A 16624-nucleotide genomic window follows, 5' to 3' on the forward strand; every position below is an offset into this window, starting at 1 on the left:
CCCGATCATGCGAAGTCGAAGTTGGCTGCCACTACCGTGGCGTTGGCTGTGAAGGTGCCGATCAGTACCAACTCTGCGGCCGATAGCTCGCCCCCGCCGGCCTGCGTCCACTGCCAAAGCGAGAAACTGTCGCCGTTGGTGTCGTTGACGACGAGCAGCGCATCCTCGCCGTTGGCCGCCGTGATGGCGAACTCCGCGTTGAACGCGGCCGCCACAGCTGCCGCATTGCCGAGGTTGGCCGTTGTCACGCCTTCGCCATTCGCACCGGTAAGGAGCAGCGCCTCGATGTCGCCGTTGCCCTGGCCGACGGTCGCGTTCACCGCGCCGCCCCCGCCGTTGCCGCTGGCGAAAAGGAAGTTGTCGTTGCTGTTGCCGTCGTCCCAGGCGGTGTTGAGCGCGCCGGCGAACTCGACGCGGTCGTCGCCTGCCGCCGTCGGCCCGTTGGCGTCGAAGTTGGTCACCACGTCCCCGAACTCGTTGACGGCGCTGAAGCGGAAGATGTCCTGCACGTTGTCGTTGCCTGCTCCAGAGTTGAGGATGTCCGCACCGACCCCGCCGATGATGATGTCCCCGCCCGCACCTCCGTTGATGGTGTCGTTGCCGTCCCCGCCGATCAGCGTGTTGGCGCCTGCGTTGCCGGTGATGTTGTCGCCGCCGGTGCCGCCGGTCACGTTCAGGATGCTGGCGATCGAGGTGAAGCCCGACGCCGCGCCCGTCAGGAGGTTGACGGTGACCGGCGTCGCGGACGTGCCGTACGACAGCGTGTCGGCGTTGCCGCCAAGATTGGCGGTGATCGACTCCACGCCGGTGACGGTGCCGCCTTCAAAGCCGGTGATGACGCCGTTGTAGACCACGTCCAGCACGTCGTTGTTGGCGACGCCCGTGATGTTCAGCGTGTCGTTGCCGGCGCCGCCAATGATGGTGTCGGCCCCGCCGCCGATCGTGTAGTTGAAGGTGTCGTTGCCGCCGCCACCGTTGAGCACGTTCGCCGCCGTGCTGCCGGTGATGGTGTCGCCTCCGGTGCCGCCGGTGAAGTTCTCGATGCCGATCAGGACGTCGGAGTTGCCGGCGTTGTTCCCCGAACCACCCACCACGATCGGAGCCGCACCGCCGAGGTTCACCGTGAGTGCCGCCGCGTAGGCTGTGTAGTTGGCCGTGTCGCTGTCGGCGCCGCCGTCGAGGGTGTCGCGCACGTTGTCCACCGTGGCGTTCAGCGTGTCATTGCCGGCGCCGCCGGTGAGCACGTTCGCGGCGGTGCTGCCGGTCAGCGAATCGGCGAAGCCACTGCCGGTGAGGTTCTCGAAGTTCGAGATCGTGTCGCTGCCTGCGCCGCCGGTGGCCTGCGCGCCAGCGATGGCGAGCGACACCGCCACGCCCGCCGTCGCGGTGGCATAGCTTAGCGTGTCGGCACCGCCGAGCCCGTTCAGCACGTTGTTGCCCGCATTGCCGCTGATGACGTTCGCGCCAGCATTGCCAGTGCCGTTGATGTTGCCCGCCCCGGTCAGCACCAGGTTCTCGACGTCGGCGTCGGTCAGGGTGAAGGTCACGCTGGCCTGTACCGTGTCCAGTCCGCCGCCTGCGCCCTCGGCCACGGTGTCGGTCGTGCTGTCCACCACGTAGGTGTCGTCTCCCAGGCCACCGGCCATCGCGTCGTTGCCCGCCCCGCCGTCCAGCAAGTCGTTGCCGTCGCCGCCGTTGAGCGTGTCGTTCCCGATGCCGCCAAGCAGCGTGTCGCCGTCGTCCCCGCCATTCAGCGTGTCGTTGCCGTCGCCACCGTCGAGCAGGTCGAGGCCCAGGCCGCCATTGAGCGTGTCGTTGCCGGCCAGGCCGCTCAGCGTGTCTGCGAGGTCGCCGCCACTGATCACGTTGTTGAGCGCGTTGCCGGTGCCGACGAACTGGTCGGCATCGACCCCCGTGTACGTCAGGTTCTCGACGTTGGCGATAGCGGCGAGCGAGAAGGTGGCCAGCTCGGTCTGGATCTCGTCGGTGCCGGCTGCGGCCGCCTCAACCACTACGTCGCCCACATCGTCCACGATGTAGGTGTCGTTGCCGCCCAGGCCGACCATGGTGTCGGCGTCGACACCGCCGTCGAGCACGTCGTTGTCGCCGGCGCCGGAGCCGCCGACCAGGAGGTCGTCGCCGATGCCGCCGCTGAGCGTGTTGTCGCCGGTGCCGCCGAAGATCAGGTCGTTGCCGCTGCCACCGGTGATCACGTCGTCCGTGCCGTTCTCGCCCGCGACGAAGTTGTTGACCGACGAGGCCGTGAGGTCGATCGTGCGTGCTCCGGTCGCATCGGCCCGGCTGATCAGGTAGTCGTCCACGCCGAGCAGGTAGCCCTCGAAGACGCCGTCGCTGAAGTTGATGCGCTCGACGCCCGTGCCGGCAGTGCCCCCGGTGTAGTGGCCCGCGACCGTCACCGATTGCCCGTTGAAGTTGATGACCAGGCTTCCGGTGGCCGTGCCGGTGTTGTTGTCGGCCGCGTTCAGGCCGGTGATCGGGTTGAGCGTTCCGAGGACCGGATCGAGCACACCCGGCAGGATCACGATGCGGTCGGCCGTGCCGCCGCTGGTCGCGTTGACCGGCTCGTTGATGGTGTCGGTGCCATCGGCGAGGCCGAAGGAGTAGGTGTCGTCGCCGAGTCCGCCGTTCAGGGTGTCGGTGCCGACCCCGCCGACTAGCGTGTCGTTTCCGGCGCCGCCATTGAGCGTGTCGTTGCCCGCACCGCCGATCAGCACGTCGTTGCCGCCGTTGCCGTTGAGCGTGTCGTTGCCGCCGAAGCCCAGCAGCAGGTCGTCGCCCGGCCCGCCATCGAGCGTGTCGTTGCCGTTGGTGCCCGCGACGATGCCGAGGGTGGCGTCGAGGAACTGCAGCCGCTCGATGCCGCTCAGCGTGTCGGTGCCTTCTATCGGATCAATTCCGACGTCGGTGACTGTGAGCCTGCCGTCGGCAGTGGTGCCGAAAGAGTAGTTGGCCAGCGGCCCCAGGTACCGGACGGTGTCGATGTCGGCGACGGCATCCGCGTCGGACTTGATCGAGCGCACGATCGCGAGTTGGCCGGGATTGATCGTGCCCGCGAACATGGCGTTCACCAGCGTCTTCATACTGCTGTGAAGCGCGGTCGGGGTACCGGTGTGGTTGGGATCATTGGCCGCGAACACGCCGATCTGCACGTCGAGCCACTTGTCGCCGTCGATGATGTCGTCGCCGCCACGGCCCATGATGATGTCGCTGCCATCGCCGCCGAGGATGATGTCGCCCGCGATGTAGCTGGTGACGCCCGCGCCGAGCACTGCCTGAAGTCCGGCGATGCGGGCGATGCCTGCGGCATCGAGCCGGCTGCCTGTGAAGCCTTCGGTGCCGCCTTGCGCGAAGGGGAGGCGCTCGTCGGCAATGGTGTCGGCGCCGGTCAGCACGTCGTTGAAGCGTGAGCCCGAGAGGCCTTCGACCGATTCATAGCCGTCCTGCGTGGCGTTCACCGGTGGGTTCGGGTTCTCGTCAAACACGATGGCCCGCGTCAGGTCGGCATCCACGCCGAAGGTATTGTCCTTGTAGGTCACCCAGTCCCATCCGGACATGCCGGCCAGCTTGCCGCGGCCGGGGCTGCCGACCATGATGTCGTCGCCACCCTCGGCGATGAACTCGTCGAAGCCGCCGTCGCCCAGGAACACGTCGTGGCCCACGATGGCGTCGGCCGCGAAGATTTCATCGAAGCTGTCGCCGGGCGCACCGTCGAAGGTGCCGGTCTCGATCCAGTCGTCGCCTTCGTTGCCGAGGATGCGCTCTGCGTTCTTGCTGCCCAGGATGAAGTCGTTCCCCTGTCCGGCGAACACTTCAGAACCGGCGTCGGTGCCCAGCACGATGAAGTCCTGGCCGTCGCCGCCCATGATCAGGTCCAGGCCGGGGCCGCCGTGCACAACGTCGTTGCCGGCGCCGGCCTTGATGTTGTCGTCGCCGCCGAGGTCGCGCACGATGTCGTCGCCGGCACCTGCATTGATGATGTCGTTGCCGGCGCCGCCTTCGAGGTTGTCGTTGCCGCCGTCGCCGTGGATCGTGTCGTCGCCTTCGCTTGCGATGATGATGTCGTTGCCTTCGGTGCCGCCCAGGGTCACGTGCTGGTCGCCGGTGTAGCGCAGGTAATTCGTGTCGGGCCCGACCGTCGCCGGGTTGTTGCGGATCACCAGCGGCGTGAGGATGCTGCCGCCGACCGGGTCGGTACCGAGGTTGTCGGCGCTTTCATCGGCAAGCGTAAGCGGGTCGTCGACGAGGATGCCGTCCGCGCCCGCGGTCTCCGCCAGGCCCGGGTTGTATTGCTGGGTGCGATCGATCTCCAGGATCAGGCCCGGCGTCGAGAACACGTCCGACGGCAGGTGCGTCGCGTTGGTGTTGGTCATGATCATCTCGGCGAAGGAGTTGTTCTCCATCTCGCCGAAGAGGTGCAGGCCGTCGAGCCGCTGCAGGTAGTAGAAGCGGTCGCCGTTCTGCAGGCTCTCCATCTGGTTCTCGAACACGAAGTTGAACGTCGAGCCGAGCATGCCGCCGAAGGGAAGAATCTTCTCGGCCAGGCCGCCGATCCACAGGTCGACATTGTTCAGGCCTCCGAGGGCATTGGCGGAACCGTAGGCGCCGGTGCCGTTGAGGAAGTCTTCCGCATCCGCGGGCACGGCAAGGCCACCGACCGATACGCCGGTGATGATCGTCATGGCCGCATCGCGCTTGCCTTCGATCGTGGTCTGCGTCGTGATCAACGCATGGTTGCCGTAGGCCGCGACGAAATTGATGATCGATGCCTCGTGCTTGAGGTTGCCGGCGAAGTCGACCCAGCTGTCGTAGGGCCGCAGCTCCGCTGCGTTGTTGGTCGCGTTGTAGAACTGGGCACGCGCCGCGTTGAGCGAGGGCACGCCGGTGTCGCGGCCACGCGCGAGGTTGATGGTCGCCAGGTCGAGCGGCAGGCCCAGCAGGTTGTTGCGCAGGGCGCTGGTGACGAACTCGTCGATCTCGTTGCCGACCTGCCGCGTCATGCCGCGGATGATCGCGCCGGCGGCGATGTCGTCGGTGATCGCGTGTTCCGCATCGAAGGCGACCGGGTTGAGGAAGCCTTCGATCAGGCCGATGTTCTGCGGATTGAAACTCGGGTCGAAGCGGTCGATCGATTCGGTGAGCATGGAATGGCCGAAGCGGTACACCACATGCGCGAACTCGGCGACGATCGACGGATCGATCGTCACGTCGAAGCCGTCGGGCACGACGAAGGGATTGATCTGCGGCTGGATCTTGCGCGCGAACTCCTCGAACACCAGGTGCTGGTACTGCATCTCGGTGGTGAACTTGGCCGACTGGAACAGGCGTTCGCCGTCCCAGACCAGCGTGCTCAGGTCGGCAGGCAGGGAAGTCACGTCCGTGGCCAGCCATTCATTGAGGAAGGCGAGGTCGCCGCCGGCGGCGGTCGACAGGATAACTTCCTTGTTGTGCTCGACCATGCGGTTGTGCTCGGCATGGAACACATGGTGAACCGCGGTGAGGCCGATGTTCTCGTTCACGCGGCCGTCGCCGGCGATGAAGTGGGCATCGAGCAGTTCGTTGTCGTACTCGGTGTCGCCGTTGCCGGGATTTCCCAGGCCGATGGTGATGTCGCCATCGGCGATCTTGCCGATCGGCACGGCTTCGTGCGCGATGTCGGCCAGGAAGGCGTGCCCGGTGCGCAGCGCGGACACGTTGGTCGGATTGACAGGACTGCCCGGCGTGCCGGAGGCGACGACGTCGTCGGCCGTGTTCGGAATGCCGTCGACGCCGATGCCGGTGATGACCTGTGCGTAGCCCGAGGCGTTCGGAATGAAGTTGCCGTACTGGTCGGTCCTGAGCAGGGGCACGCTGCCCACGTCGAAGTCCGTCAATTGGATGCCCAGCATCAGGGCTTGTGTCTTGACCTCGCCCCAGGTCGCCATGCCGCCGTTCGCGCCTTCGATCAATTTGCCGGTCGCGACCGGCACGCCGGCGTCGTTGAGCTCGTACTGCCGCAGGAACACCTGGTGCGACGAATGCGATGTGTAGGTCTGGTTCTGGTCGACGAACGAGGTGGTGGTGTTGACTGGCCCGATGTCGTCGGCAGTGCCCATGACGCCGTCCTGTCCTGCGGACACGGTCGCGCGGGTCAGCACCATGAAGTTGGTGTTGCTGCCTTCGACGTAGAGCGGATCGTCCGGTTGCAGTGGAATGAACACCGTGCCGCTACCCCCCTTGTTGACGAGGTCGAGGCCATGGTCGAAGAACTGGCCGAAGAGAGTGAACCAGGAGTTGAACGAAGCGGAGAGGCCGCCGTCCGGCGAAATGTTGGGCAGGGCGACGTTGTCGCCTTCCATCGTGATGCCGTAGGGCTCGACGGCGGCGTCGCGCGTGGCGCGGGCTGCTTCAAGGGTGGTGACCGTCCCCGCGTGCGCGGCCTCTGCAGCAGCGGCGGCGTCGAGCGCCGCCTGCTCCGCTGGGGTTGGTGGCGTTGTTGGGTCGCCGTCGCCGAGTTCTTCCGCGTCGGCGCGTGCATTCTGGGCGACGACGCGGGCCTGATACTCGGCATCCGAGGCCGGCTTGAAGGCCTGGTAGATCACCGTGACGGCCGCGAGGTCCGTCATCGGGTTGGCGGAGCCCGCGCGTTCCAGCGCGGTGAGGATCGCAGCCGGATTGCCGAGGGTCTGGTCGACGAGCAGGTTGGAGATCGTGCGCAGGCTCGAATCGACAGTCAGGCTGTTGGGATTGTTGGTCGGCGTGTACGACGTGGGCGATGCGGGCGCCGGGCCTGCGCCGTCGGGATCGAATGACTCGCCGGGCCGGTACACCGGATCCATCAGCGACGGGAACTGCTGGTCGGCGGCGCCCCATTTCTCGTTTAGCAGGTTGTTATAGGTGCCGTCCACCGTACGCAAACCCCAGCTGATGTTGTACGCCGGCACGAGTCCGCCGGGGCCGAACAGCGGTTGTCCCGCCGCATGGGCCTCCGCGATCTTGATCTGAGCAAGGATGAACTGGAGGTCTGCCTGGTTGACTGAGACTGACATGGGGTGGTCTCCTCGGTGGTTGTTTCGGTTAGTTCAAAAGCGTTACTTCCGCCTGCAATCAGTCTCAGCTTCGACTCTTAAGTTCTCCTTAAGTAAATGGTGTTAATTCGAAGATTTGTTCGGGAGCATCGTGGTTGTCCGAGGCAACGGCACTCTGGCGACTGCTCCGACGCGGCATGCGACATCCATGGCAAGGCGAGTGAATCCAGATCAATTAAGAAAAAAGATTGACTGTTTCAAAAAGCCGTTTGTACATTTGATCCCGCTGGTTGCGCGACAGAAGTGAAGCGATCCACACATCGATGGGCTTGCCAAGAGGGTTCGAAGCGAGCGTCAATCGACGACACAGAAGATCAATTTCCGGAGGAGACGTCCATGCAGATTTCGAACTGGAGTCAGGTGCCGCCGGCTGGGCTTATGCGCATTGCGATGCATCGTTGGCGCCGACACACGCTCTTGCAGTAGCGCTCCCGGGTGCCACTGCCTTTGCAGGCAGCGCGCAGGCGCCCGAACCCTCAACGCCGCTTCATCACTCGGCGCACGCCGGGTGGCGCGTCCGCGCGTTCGCCTCGTCAACCAACGGAGTACGCATCCATGCGCAAGGCCATGTCACGCTTTCACGCGCCCGCGGCGGGCTTGTCTTGGGCGCTGCTGCTCGCGCTCGCCAGTGCGCCGGCGGCGGCTCAGAGCCTGGTGGAGCTCTACCAGTCCGCACAGGGCTACGACGCCGTCTACCAGGGCGCCCGCGCGCAATATGCCGCCACGGTCGCGAGAGGTGCGCAGGCGCGTGCCGGGATTCTTCCCGCGGTCGGCATCAACGCCGGCGCGTCGTATACCGATCAGGATCTGTCGACCGACAACCTCAGCGTCCAGCGCGGCTTCAATGCGCAGAACGCCGGCATCAATGCCACTCAGCCCTTGTACCGGCCCGCGAACTGGGCCGCGTACCAGCAAGGCAAGCTGCAGGAAGCCATCGCGCAGGCGTCTTTGACGCTGGCCGAGCAAGACCTGATCGTGCGCGTGAGCCAGGCCTATTTCGACGTGCTCGCCAGCCAGGACACCCTCGCGCTGGTGCGTGCGCAGAAGATCGGCGTCGCGGAGCAGCGTGCCTCCGCGCAGCGCAACTTCGAAGTCGGCACATCGACGATCACCGACACGCGCGAGGCGCAGGCTCGATACGACCTGGTCGTGGCGCAGGAGATCGCGGCCGAGAACGACCTCCAGGTCAAGAAGATCGTCCTCGACCAGCTCGTCGGCCGTGCAGGCGCGATACCGACGCCGCTGGCCGCACCGGCCGTGCTCCCCGTGCTCGCGCCGCAGGACGTGGATGTCTGGCTCATGCAGGCGGAGGCCTCGCATCCAGCCATCGCGCAGGCGAATCTGGGGGTGGAAGTCGCGGAGCTGGAGACCCGCAAGGCCGAGGCCGGACACAAGCCCACGCTCGACGCACAGCTGGGCTACAACGCGACGAACAATCCTCAGGGCACCACCACCAGCACCTCCACCGGCAAGGTGCGCGTGAAGGCGGCCAGCATCGGCGTCGTCTTCAACCTGCCGCTCTTCGCCGGTTTCGCCACCGAGAACCGGATCCGAGAGACGCTGGCGCTCGAGGACCAGTCGCGCGCCGTGCTGGACAACACGCGCCGTACCGTCTCCGTCTCGACCCGCGCGGCTTACCTCGGCGTGCTGTCGGGCGTGAGCCAGGTCAAGGCGCTGGAGGCCGCCGAGGCGTCGAGCCAGGTGGCGCTCGACGCCAACCGGCTGGGCTACACGGTCGGCGTGCGCATCAACATCGACGTCCTCAATTCGCAAAGCCAGTTGTTCCAGACCAAGCGCGACCTCGCACTGGCGCGCTACAACGTGCTGCTCGGGAACCTGCGCCTGCGGCAGGCGAATGGAACGCTGACGCCGGAAGCATTGGTCGCCCTGAATGACACGCTGGCGTTGAATGGGAAGCCGGCGGTGGACAGCGCGGCGCCGGTATCGCCGGTCCGGTAGATAGTTCGGTGCGGCGGCCCTCGACCGCTTATGCGCGCGCAATCGCGCCTTGTCGATGCGAATCACTTCAGCGCCGCAGCCACTTCGCCGAGCCAGGCCGACTGGACTGTGGCAGTCTTCGCGGCATACTGCGCGCGTCGACGTTGAGAGGACACTGGCAGCGGAGCGCATTGAACTCACGACCAGGTGTCATCGACCATGGCACAGGCCACGCCGCGCCAGATGATCTCGCCACGTGAGGAGGCGTCCAATCTCGCCTGAAGGGATGGCCTCGATCACCCCGTGCAGAACCTGCGCATAGCTTGCAAGCGGAAGGCGGATCATCAGGCGCACACGGGGCGCGTCGCTCTCCTGCGAACTGCGCTCATTGAGAAGTGGCTCACAGCGCACCACACCGGCGTCGGCGCAGCAGGCGACGAGCTCGCGAACTCTGCGCGCATCGCTGCACGCGACGGAAACATCGAGCACGTGGTATGGGGTTGCGTTCGACGTCCGAATTTCACCAGAGTGCTCGCGGTATGCGGCATAGGCCACGTTGGGTTCCTTGAAGTTGAGAAGATGAGGATTCTCGTCAGGCCCGCGTAAAGACAGGGAACAGAGTGCGCGCCATGGTGCAAACAGAACGTATAGGACTCGATGCGACCTGAGAACACGACTGCCTCGCATCGGCCGCGGTCGTGAGTAAACAAAGATGCGAGACCTCGCGATCTTTACGCCTCTTTGATACCCGCCCCGGTATTCTTCCCACTCCAGTGTTGATTCCGAATTCATGATGAAGATCGCTGTCGCAAAGCCACGCGAGCTCTTGTCGGCCGTGACGCGGACTGCGCCCCTGTCTCGCGTGGACGCAGAGGCCCTTCTCGCGGCGGCCCCTGGAGTCGAACGGCGCGCGAGGATGCAAGCGTGGCTGCTGCGGCATATGCAGCGGCCAAGGACGGCTTGAGCCGCCTGCCGTCGGGCAGGCGAAAACCTGGTTACGACGGAGGCGGACATCAAGCGCACAATGCCGGTTCGGAATGCGTCTGCGGCCGTTGTCGCACTCGATGCGCAATCGAGTTGCGTGCGGAAAGGCCGGTCGGAGAACAGCCGTGCGACCAGCGCGAGCAGATGGAGATGGTCATCCGTCGCGCCATCCTCGGGCACCATGAGAACCAGGAATTGAGAGACCGGCCTTCCGTCTGGTGCATCGAACGCAATGGCGTTCCGGGTGTGCATGAACAGCGTGGTCGGCTCAGCGATGCCGCCTATGCGGGCGTGCGGGATCGCGAATCCTCCATCAAGCGGGACGACCCGTCGCGAACGGGTCGTCCCGCTAGCCCTACAGCGTCTTGGTCAGGATCAGGATGAAGCGTGTCGCGTTGGGCGAGCAGGTGGTATGGCTGATCGGACCAAGAGGCGGCGAGGCGCCTCCCCCCGGCTTGCCCGGACAGTCACTCACGCCGTCGGCGGATCGTTCTCGCGTCCGAAGTGCCGGGGCGCGCCGATCGCGCGGATGAAATCGGCGATGGCAGCGTCGGCCTCTGCGGCGTCGGCCAGGATCAACCCCGGGTCTGCGGAGCCGTCGGGCAGCGTCATCGGAATCTGCGCCTCGGACAGCAATGCCTGCGAGGCGCCGAGCGCCAGGATCGTCTTGCAGTGCCAGTATTGGGCACGCACGAACTCCAGCGTGTGGGCGTCCGCGTCCAGCGCCTCCACCGCACCTGCGCCATCCGGGAGCACCAGGGCGTCGAACAGGAAGCCGGGCGCGTTCTCCATCGTCGCATCCGCCGCGAATTTCTCGCCCCCGATGCCGACACTGGTTCCAAGCCGGGCGCCGATGAGACGCGGCACGGCGCCGACGGCCATCAGTGCCGACACCACTTTCGCGAGCGACGCGCCTTCGACGCCCTGGGCGATGAGCACCGCGACCTTGCGGGTGCGAATGCCGCCGTCGCCGGGCCGCGCCAGAAGCGACAAGGCGGGGGAACTCCGGACCTCCGGGCTCGCAGGATTTTCCAGGGCCTTGGGCAGCGGGGCCGGCAGGTCCATCCCCAGGTCCTGCGCCAGGCGGGCGGCCAGCTCGGGCGAGGCGTTGACCAGGCTGGCCACCATGCGCTCGCGAATGGCGGGCACGGTGACCTTGGAGAGTTCGAAGCGGAAGGCGTTGCCGATATGTGCCTTCTCGGCCTCGGACTGGCTCTCGAAGAACAGTCGGGCCTGCGTGTAATGGTCGGCGAACTTCTCGGGTTTGATCCTTGACTTGTCGGCGCTCGCCTTGGCATCGATGCGCCGCGCCACGCTGGTGAAGCCCTGGGCGGCGCCGGCCTGGAAAGGGCAGCCGCCGGCCAGCGAATTGGGCTCATAGGCGACACGGCCCCGGTGGATCGCCTGGCGATGCATGCCGTCGCGCTGGTTGTTGTGAACCTGGGCAACCGGTGCGTTGATCGGCAGCTCGTGGAAGTTGGGACCGCCGAGCCGGCTGATCTGCGTGTCGACGTAGGAGTGGATGCGTCCTGCGAGCAGAGGATCATTCGTGAAATCGAGTCCCGGCACGATGTGGGCCGTGCAGAACGCCACCTGCTCGGTCTCGGCAAAGAAGTTGTCCGGATTGCGGTTCAGCACCATGCGCCCGACCACCTGTACCGGCACCAGTTCCTCGGGAATGAGCTTGGTCGCGTCGAGAATGTCGAAGCTGAACTGCTCGGCCTGCTCCTCGGTGAAGACCTGCAGGCCGAGTTCCCATTCCGGGTACTCGCCGGCCTCGATCGCCTCCCACAGATCGCGCCGATGGAAGTCCGGATCGGCGCCCGAGATCTTCACGGCCTCTTCCCAGACCTGGGAGTGCGTGCCGAGCTTGGGCTGCCAATGAAACTTGACGAGGACCGACTCTTCAGCCTCGTTGATCATCCTGAAGGTGTGGACGCCGAAGCCTTGCATCATCCGGTAGCTGCGCGGGATCGCGCGGTCCGACATCAGCCACATGAGCATGTGTGTGGACTCCGGCATCAGCGAGACGAAATCCCAGAAGGTGTCGTGGGCGCTGGCGGCTTGCGGCATCTGGTGGTGCGGCTCGGGTTTCACGGCGTGGACCAGATCCGGAAACTTGATCGCGTCCTGGATAAAGAACACCGGCATGTTGTTGCCGACCAGGTCCCAGTTGCCTTCGTCGGTGTAGAACTTCACGGCGAAGCCACGCACATCGCGCGCCGTGTCCTTGGAGCCGCGCTCGCCCGCCACGGTCGAGAAGCGCGCGAACACCGGCGTGACCTTCCCCGCTTCCCTGAATGGCGCGGCCTTGGTGAACTTCGTGAGCGGTTCATAGCATTCAAAGAAGCCGTGCGCACCGGAACCACGAGCGTGCACGATGCGTTCGGGGATGCGCTCGTGATCGAAGTGGGTCAGCTTCTCGCGCAGGATGAAGTCCTCCAGGAGGGCGGGACCCCTTGCCCCGGCCTTAAGCGAATTCTGGTTGTCGGCGATAGCGACACCCTGGTTCGTCGTCAGCAGCTGCCCGGTCGAGTCGACCCGGACGCGATCGAGCGTGTCGATCGTCGCGTTGACGCCTTCGAGTGCGGCCGTTCCGGTCTTGCCCGAGAAGTTCTGCTCGGACAGCGTGCTTGCGCCAGGCAGCCTCGAAGGCGGAGACACCGTGACGCCCACCGGGGGAGTGGCTGCATGGGCCTCGCCGTGTTCCAAGGGCTTGTTCGCGTTCGACATCATCCCGGCCGCCAGCGCCTGGGTGTCGACAGCCTTGCGGGTCGGCGGATCGCCTTTGCCGGCGGCAGCGGGTGCGGGCGTGGCCGGACCGCTGTCAGTATTTCGCGCCGCGGCGTGGGCCGCGTCGAGTTCGTGGGAAGGGGGCGGTGCTTTCTTGGCCATGGTCGTCTCTGGAGGTGGGACGGGCAGGCTAGGCTTCGAGGCATGTGGGCCCTGTAGGAGACGAGCGATTCCAAACGTCCTGTTTGTCGACGGCACTGCGCTTCGATCTGAAGCGCCCGCGCGCTTGGGACGCCGATGAGGCGCCGTGCGGGGCGCCTTTGTAGGTGGACGCCGATTGCACGCCGTCCCGCGCCAGTGGATGATTGTTCAGCGCCGCATTGAAAGCCAAGCGCCACAACACCGGGCCGCTGCAGGAGCCTGCTGCCGCTCGGGATCACCCCCAACACAAGGATGGGGCCGCCGTATGAACCTTCTGAGTGTCGACCTTTACCAGAGCGCAACCGATCCGGAGAAGTTTCTGGCGCTCCCGGCCGGAGCGGACCCCACTGAAGTCTTGGGTCCCGTGGTTTTTGACAAGGATTGCGCTGAAGTCGTGCGTTACCGCGAGGCCTTCGAATTCGATCCGGCCCAGGCGTACGCGGGCGTCGACGCCGCCAAGATCGCCGCAGACATCCTGACCGCGAAGTGGGCGATGTTCAGCCGCACCGCCTCGGACAGCGCGCAGTCGCCCTCGACATGTCTCCGATCATGAGCATTCCGCCGCGCATCCACTGCCCGGGACCACCGAACTCCGGGTGATCGAACTGGCCCATCACGACCTGGCCCAGTGCCACGGCGCACCACAGGGCTTGCCCAGCGCCGAGGCCGATTCAGCCCGCCCGGGTGCGCAAAAAAAAGAGCGGCCCTTTCAGTCCGCTCGTCAGGATGCGCAGGCGCTCAGCGTCCGTCGCGGTCCGAGTCACCCGGGATTGCCCGCTCCACGTTGTCGCTCAGACGCTGCCAGGCGTCGCGTGTGGCGTGCTTGGCACGTTCCCACTCCAACCTGGACCCCCCGCGCGCCGAGTCCCAGGCTCGGCCCAACTCCGGTTCCACTTCGTCGAACGGGCGGTCGGGAAAGCGGCCATAGGAATCAACGCCATAGCGGTAGGCGGGAGCGTAGTCGTCGTAGTTCGAGCCGCTTTCCACGTAGGGGCGGCCGGCGTAGTTTTCGCGCCAGTAAGCGTCCTCGACAGCTGGATCGGCCTTGGCGACGCGGCGGCCGGCGATAGCGCCGGCCACGGCGCCGACCGCAGCGCCCACGACCGCGCCCACGGGGCCGGTCATGCCACCCACGGCCGCGCCCGCTGCGGCGCCGCCGGCGACGCCGCCGACCGCGCCGCCGATGACCGCGCCGACGCCGGTCGCGGCGGCGCTGGAATCCGTGTCGCCGGGCACACGGGGATCGTTTGGATAAGCCATTGATGTCTCCTTGAGAAGTTGCAGGGACCCTCAAGGTGCAACGCCCATCTGAATCCATCCAGTCTCGCCACGCGTGATCTGACGTCGGCGGCCGTGCTCTCGACATGCGTGTGGGGGACTACAGCGCTCCTGCGACAGCCGCCGCGCTTCTGAAACAAAGGACGGGAGGGGCCAACGCCCGAAGAAGGTCGGCGGCTCCCAGGGACTCAGGGAGGCTTGGTGGCCCTGGTGCCTCTCTTCGCATTCGGGTGGACGATCCGCACGACAAGGTCGCCCGCGAGTGTTCTGAAGGTATCGTAGCGATCGGCGCACTCGAGGAGTTCGCCGTTCTCGAGATAGAACCTCGGCTCGCGCCGTTTTTCGACCGGTCCGTAGACTGTCTTGACCAAGAATGTCTGCGTTCGGCGAAAGACGATATGCATGCGCCCATCTGTGCCGAATGCGCGAAAGATATCGGTGCGCATGGTGCGACGGCAATGGTGATGCGGTCGACTCCACGCCAGATGGGCGCGCCACCGTGTAGGAAGTTCGTGGGAGAGATGCAAGGCGCAATCTGACTCAGCTCGATGCTCTAGAGCGGAAATGAGGAACGCAACGACTGAGCGCTTGTGTGTAGCGGTCCCAGTGGACTTCCAGGAGGGGCGCCTCCGCGGATGCGCAACCCATCGGCGGCCACGCTATAGCAAACGAGGTGCCACTGCTGCATGCGACAAGCGCTAGGCAGGGGTAGGGCGGAGAAGCTTGCTGCAAATCCAGGGAAGCGACCGGTCGATCTGAAAATCGAGCTCGCCGGGATCGCTGGGCAACGCCCTCAATGAAAGGCCCGCGGCAGAACAACTGCGCTATTTCCTTGTCAGCAACAACTGTCCCATTTTCTGAAGTCGATTCGTGAGGCCGCTGGCGATGACACGTAGGATTCCGGGCAGCTCGATCTCCATCGTCACTGTGGCATCCATGACTTCGATGACACCGGAGACAGTCTGACCCAGCGTCGCGACGCTGAAGATGAGCCGATCACCGTCCCAATGCTCGCTGGACGCCCCGCGGCTGCCGGGCAACAGGTTGACGATCTTCGAGAAACCGCCCGCGATGCGACGTCGCGCCTCGGCCCGGCCGAGTTGATGTGAAATGCTGATCATGATGGGCGATGCCATGCGCATAGGTTGCATCGGATCCGCGCAACAGGCAAGGGCCCGCGGAAGGGCACAGGGGCCATTCCGCAGCTGCAGCCTTCCTGGCCTTCGGCGGGAGTGAAATTCACGCCGTGAGGCCGACGACGTAGTCGTAGGCGCCGCCCGGTGCATCCTTGCCCTGGGCCGTCAGGATCTTGTAGTGATAGCCGTGATACCCCTCGCCGGGGTTCACGCCGCCGAACTGCGGCCCCAGAGGGCTCTCGCCCTGCGCGTCGTCGGGCCAGTGCAGGCCGTCGCGCCCGCCCGGGGATCGACGCGCCAATTGCCGCCTTCATCGCCAGGGGGATAGGCAATGTCCAGCCGCCGTCGCCGACGGCCAGCACGGCCTTCTCCTGGCCGTCGGCGACGACCTTGTACACCTTGCGCTCACGCGCGACCTGGTGACAAGGTCCCTGCGCGGCGACATCGCAGTCGAGATGGAACTGGCGCCTGACTTGTGGCCGTTCGAGGTCGATGCCGGAGAGCTGGATCTGGCCTTTCTGAACCTGTGCGTGAACGCGCGGGATGCCATGCCCGTTGGCGGCGCGATCAGGTTCACCGCGAACAACGTATCCGAAGTCGGCGAGGACGGCGGTATTGCAAATCTCGTTCGGCTATCAGATGGCAGCAAGGTCGGAACCCTGGTGAACGGGATGAAGCTCGGGCATGGACAGCGATGTGCGCTGCGCCTGCACGACGAGCTGCGGGTCGGACCCCTGCGCCTGCGGGTGCTCGAGCTCGGAGGCCGGATCGAGCAGGCGATGGCCACCGAGCTCAGGCTGACGGCGGTCGACCTCGCGACGCTGGATCCGCAATTGATCCTGAAGTCGGCGCTGGAACTGCCTCGCTTGTTCGGTGAGGCGCACGCCGAAGGCGAGGTGCTGCAGAAGGCTTGCGCCTTTCTGGTGCAAGTGCTCGCGCCCGTCGTCAGTTCGGCCTATGTCGTGCAAGCGCATCCGGAGAACATCGAGTCGTCGCACATGCTCGCCACATGCTCGTTGAACGGGGAACGCGTCCCGGTGCTCAGCCGCAGAGTCATCGGCGGGGCGCTCCAGCTCGAGGGCTCGGTCGCCTTCTTCAACCACGCCACCTCGACCGATTTCGATGCCACCGTGCACCACACGACGCGCACGGTCGGGCCCTGCCTGATCGAGCGCAGCAGCGCCGGCGAGCCCATCGTGATCTATGTCGTCGGCGAGCAGACCTTGCCGAACCACAATTCCGACATCGCTGCCGGCTACCTCAGCCTGG

The 16624-nt window shown here is 65.7% G+C and carries 10 protein-coding genes and 2 pseudogenes; 3 read left to right on the forward strand and 9 right to left on the reverse strand.

The window, feature by feature from the left end:
- Positions 1-5: 5 nt before the first annotated feature.
- Entirely contained in the window at positions 6-7046 is a 7041-nt protein-coding gene (locus QZH52_RS23535; protein WP_301812963.1) for a peroxidase family protein, read from the reverse strand.
- A 606-nt stretch (positions 7047-7652) separates the two neighbouring features.
- Here QZH52_RS23535 and QZH52_RS23540 point away from each other — a divergent pair.
- A complete protein-coding gene (locus QZH52_RS23540) occupies positions 7653-9044 on the forward strand; it encodes a TolC family outer membrane protein (protein WP_301812964.1) in 1392 nt (463 codons plus the stop codon).
- 189 nt (positions 9045-9233) lie between these two features.
- Here the strand turns inward: QZH52_RS23540 and QZH52_RS23545 are convergent, their stop codons facing one another.
- The 3 genes and pseudogenes from QZH52_RS23545 to QZH52_RS23550 all read right to left on the reverse strand — a co-directional run bounded on the left by QZH52_RS23545 (position 9234) and on the right by QZH52_RS23550 (position 12902).
- Positions 9234-9578: a hypothetical protein gene (locus tag QZH52_RS23545; protein WP_301812965.1), complete on the reverse strand. Its 345-nt coding sequence runs from the start codon at positions 9576-9578 to the stop codon at positions 9234-9236.
- Positions 9579-10091: 513 nt separating this feature from the next.
- Positions 10092-10307 (reverse strand): annotated as a pseudogene (locus tag QZH52_RS38660) (PTS sugar transporter subunit IIA); the annotation flags it as partial.
- Between the two features lie 171 nt (positions 10308-10478).
- Positions 10479-12902: a catalase gene (locus QZH52_RS23550; protein ID WP_301812966.1), complete on the reverse strand. Its 2424-nt coding sequence runs from the start codon at positions 12900-12902 to the stop codon at positions 10479-10481.
- Between the two features lie 304 nt (positions 12903-13206).
- Here QZH52_RS23550 and QZH52_RS23555 point away from each other — a divergent pair, with 304 nt between their 5' ends.
- The gene (locus QZH52_RS23555; protein ID WP_301812967.1) at positions 13207-13494 is read left to right on the forward strand and encodes a hypothetical protein; all 288 of its coding nucleotides are present in this window, start codon (positions 13207-13209) and stop codon (positions 13492-13494) included.
- Between the two features lie 185 nt (positions 13495-13679).
- Here the strand turns inward: QZH52_RS23555 and QZH52_RS23560 are convergent, their stop codons facing one another.
- From QZH52_RS23560 to QZH52_RS38670, 5 genes and pseudogenes are all read right to left on the reverse strand, one after another.
- Positions 13680-14201: a glycine zipper domain-containing protein gene (locus QZH52_RS23560; RefSeq protein WP_301812968.1), complete on the reverse strand. Its 522-nt coding sequence runs from the start codon at positions 14199-14201 to the stop codon at positions 13680-13682.
- 206 nt (positions 14202-14407) lie between these two features.
- Positions 14408-14665, reverse strand: coding sequence for a hypothetical protein (locus QZH52_RS23565; RefSeq protein ID WP_301812969.1), 258 nt, complete (start codon positions 14663-14665; stop codon positions 14408-14410).
- Positions 14666-15043: 378 nt separating this feature from the next.
- On the reverse strand, positions 15044-15355 hold the full coding sequence (locus QZH52_RS23570; RefSeq protein WP_301812970.1) for a polyhydroxyalkanoic acid system family protein: 312 nt from the start codon (positions 15353-15355) through the stop codon (positions 15044-15046).
- A 103-nt stretch (positions 15356-15458) separates the two neighbouring features.
- A complete protein-coding gene (locus tag QZH52_RS38665) occupies positions 15459-15566 on the reverse strand; it encodes a DUF2950 family protein (RefSeq protein WP_366919315.1) in 108 nt (35 codons plus the stop codon).
- An 85-nt stretch (positions 15567-15651) separates the two neighbouring features.
- A pseudogene (locus QZH52_RS38670) lies at positions 15652-15753 on the reverse strand (DUF2950 family protein); the annotation flags it as partial.
- Between the two features lie 75 nt (positions 15754-15828).
- On the opposite strand from QZH52_RS38670, the gene QZH52_RS23580 reads away from it, so the two are divergent.
- A partial coding sequence (locus QZH52_RS23580; protein WP_301812972.1) for a hypothetical protein occupies positions 15829-16624 on the forward strand: 796 nt, incomplete at its 3' end.

Source organism: Variovorax ginsengisoli, assembly GCF_030486595.1.
Lineage (GTDB): Bacteria > Pseudomonadota > Gammaproteobacteria > Burkholderiales > Burkholderiaceae_C > Variovorax > Variovorax ginsengisoli_B.

Excerpts from the sequence above, each read along its gene's own strand:
- QZH52_RS23540 (WP_301812964.1), top strand. The coding sequence starts at position 7,653 with ATGTCACGCTTTCACGCGCCCGCGGCGGGCTTGTCTTGGGCGCTGCTG.
- QZH52_RS23555 (WP_301812967.1), top strand. The coding sequence starts at position 13,207 with ATGAACCTTCTGAGTGTCGACCTTTACCAGAGCGCAACCGATCCGGAG.
- QZH52_RS23560 (WP_301812968.1), bottom strand. The coding sequence starts at position 14,201 with ATGGCTTATCCAAACGATCCCCGTGTGCCCGGCGACACGGATTCCAGC.
- QZH52_RS23570 (WP_301812970.1), bottom strand. The coding sequence starts at position 15,355 with ATGGCATCGCCCATCATGATCAGCATTTCACATCAACTCGGCCGGGCC.
- QZH52_RS23550 (WP_301812966.1), bottom strand. The coding sequence starts at position 12,902 with ATGGCCAAGAAAGCACCGCCCCCTTCCCACGAACTCGACGCGGCCCAC.
- QZH52_RS23565 (WP_301812969.1), bottom strand. The coding sequence starts at position 14,665 with ATGCGCACCGATATCTTTCGCGCATTCGGCACAGATGGGCGCATGCAT.
- QZH52_RS23535 (WP_301812963.1), bottom strand. The coding sequence starts at position 7,046 with ATGTCAGTCTCAGTCAACCAGGCAGACCTCCAGTTCATCCTTGCTCAG.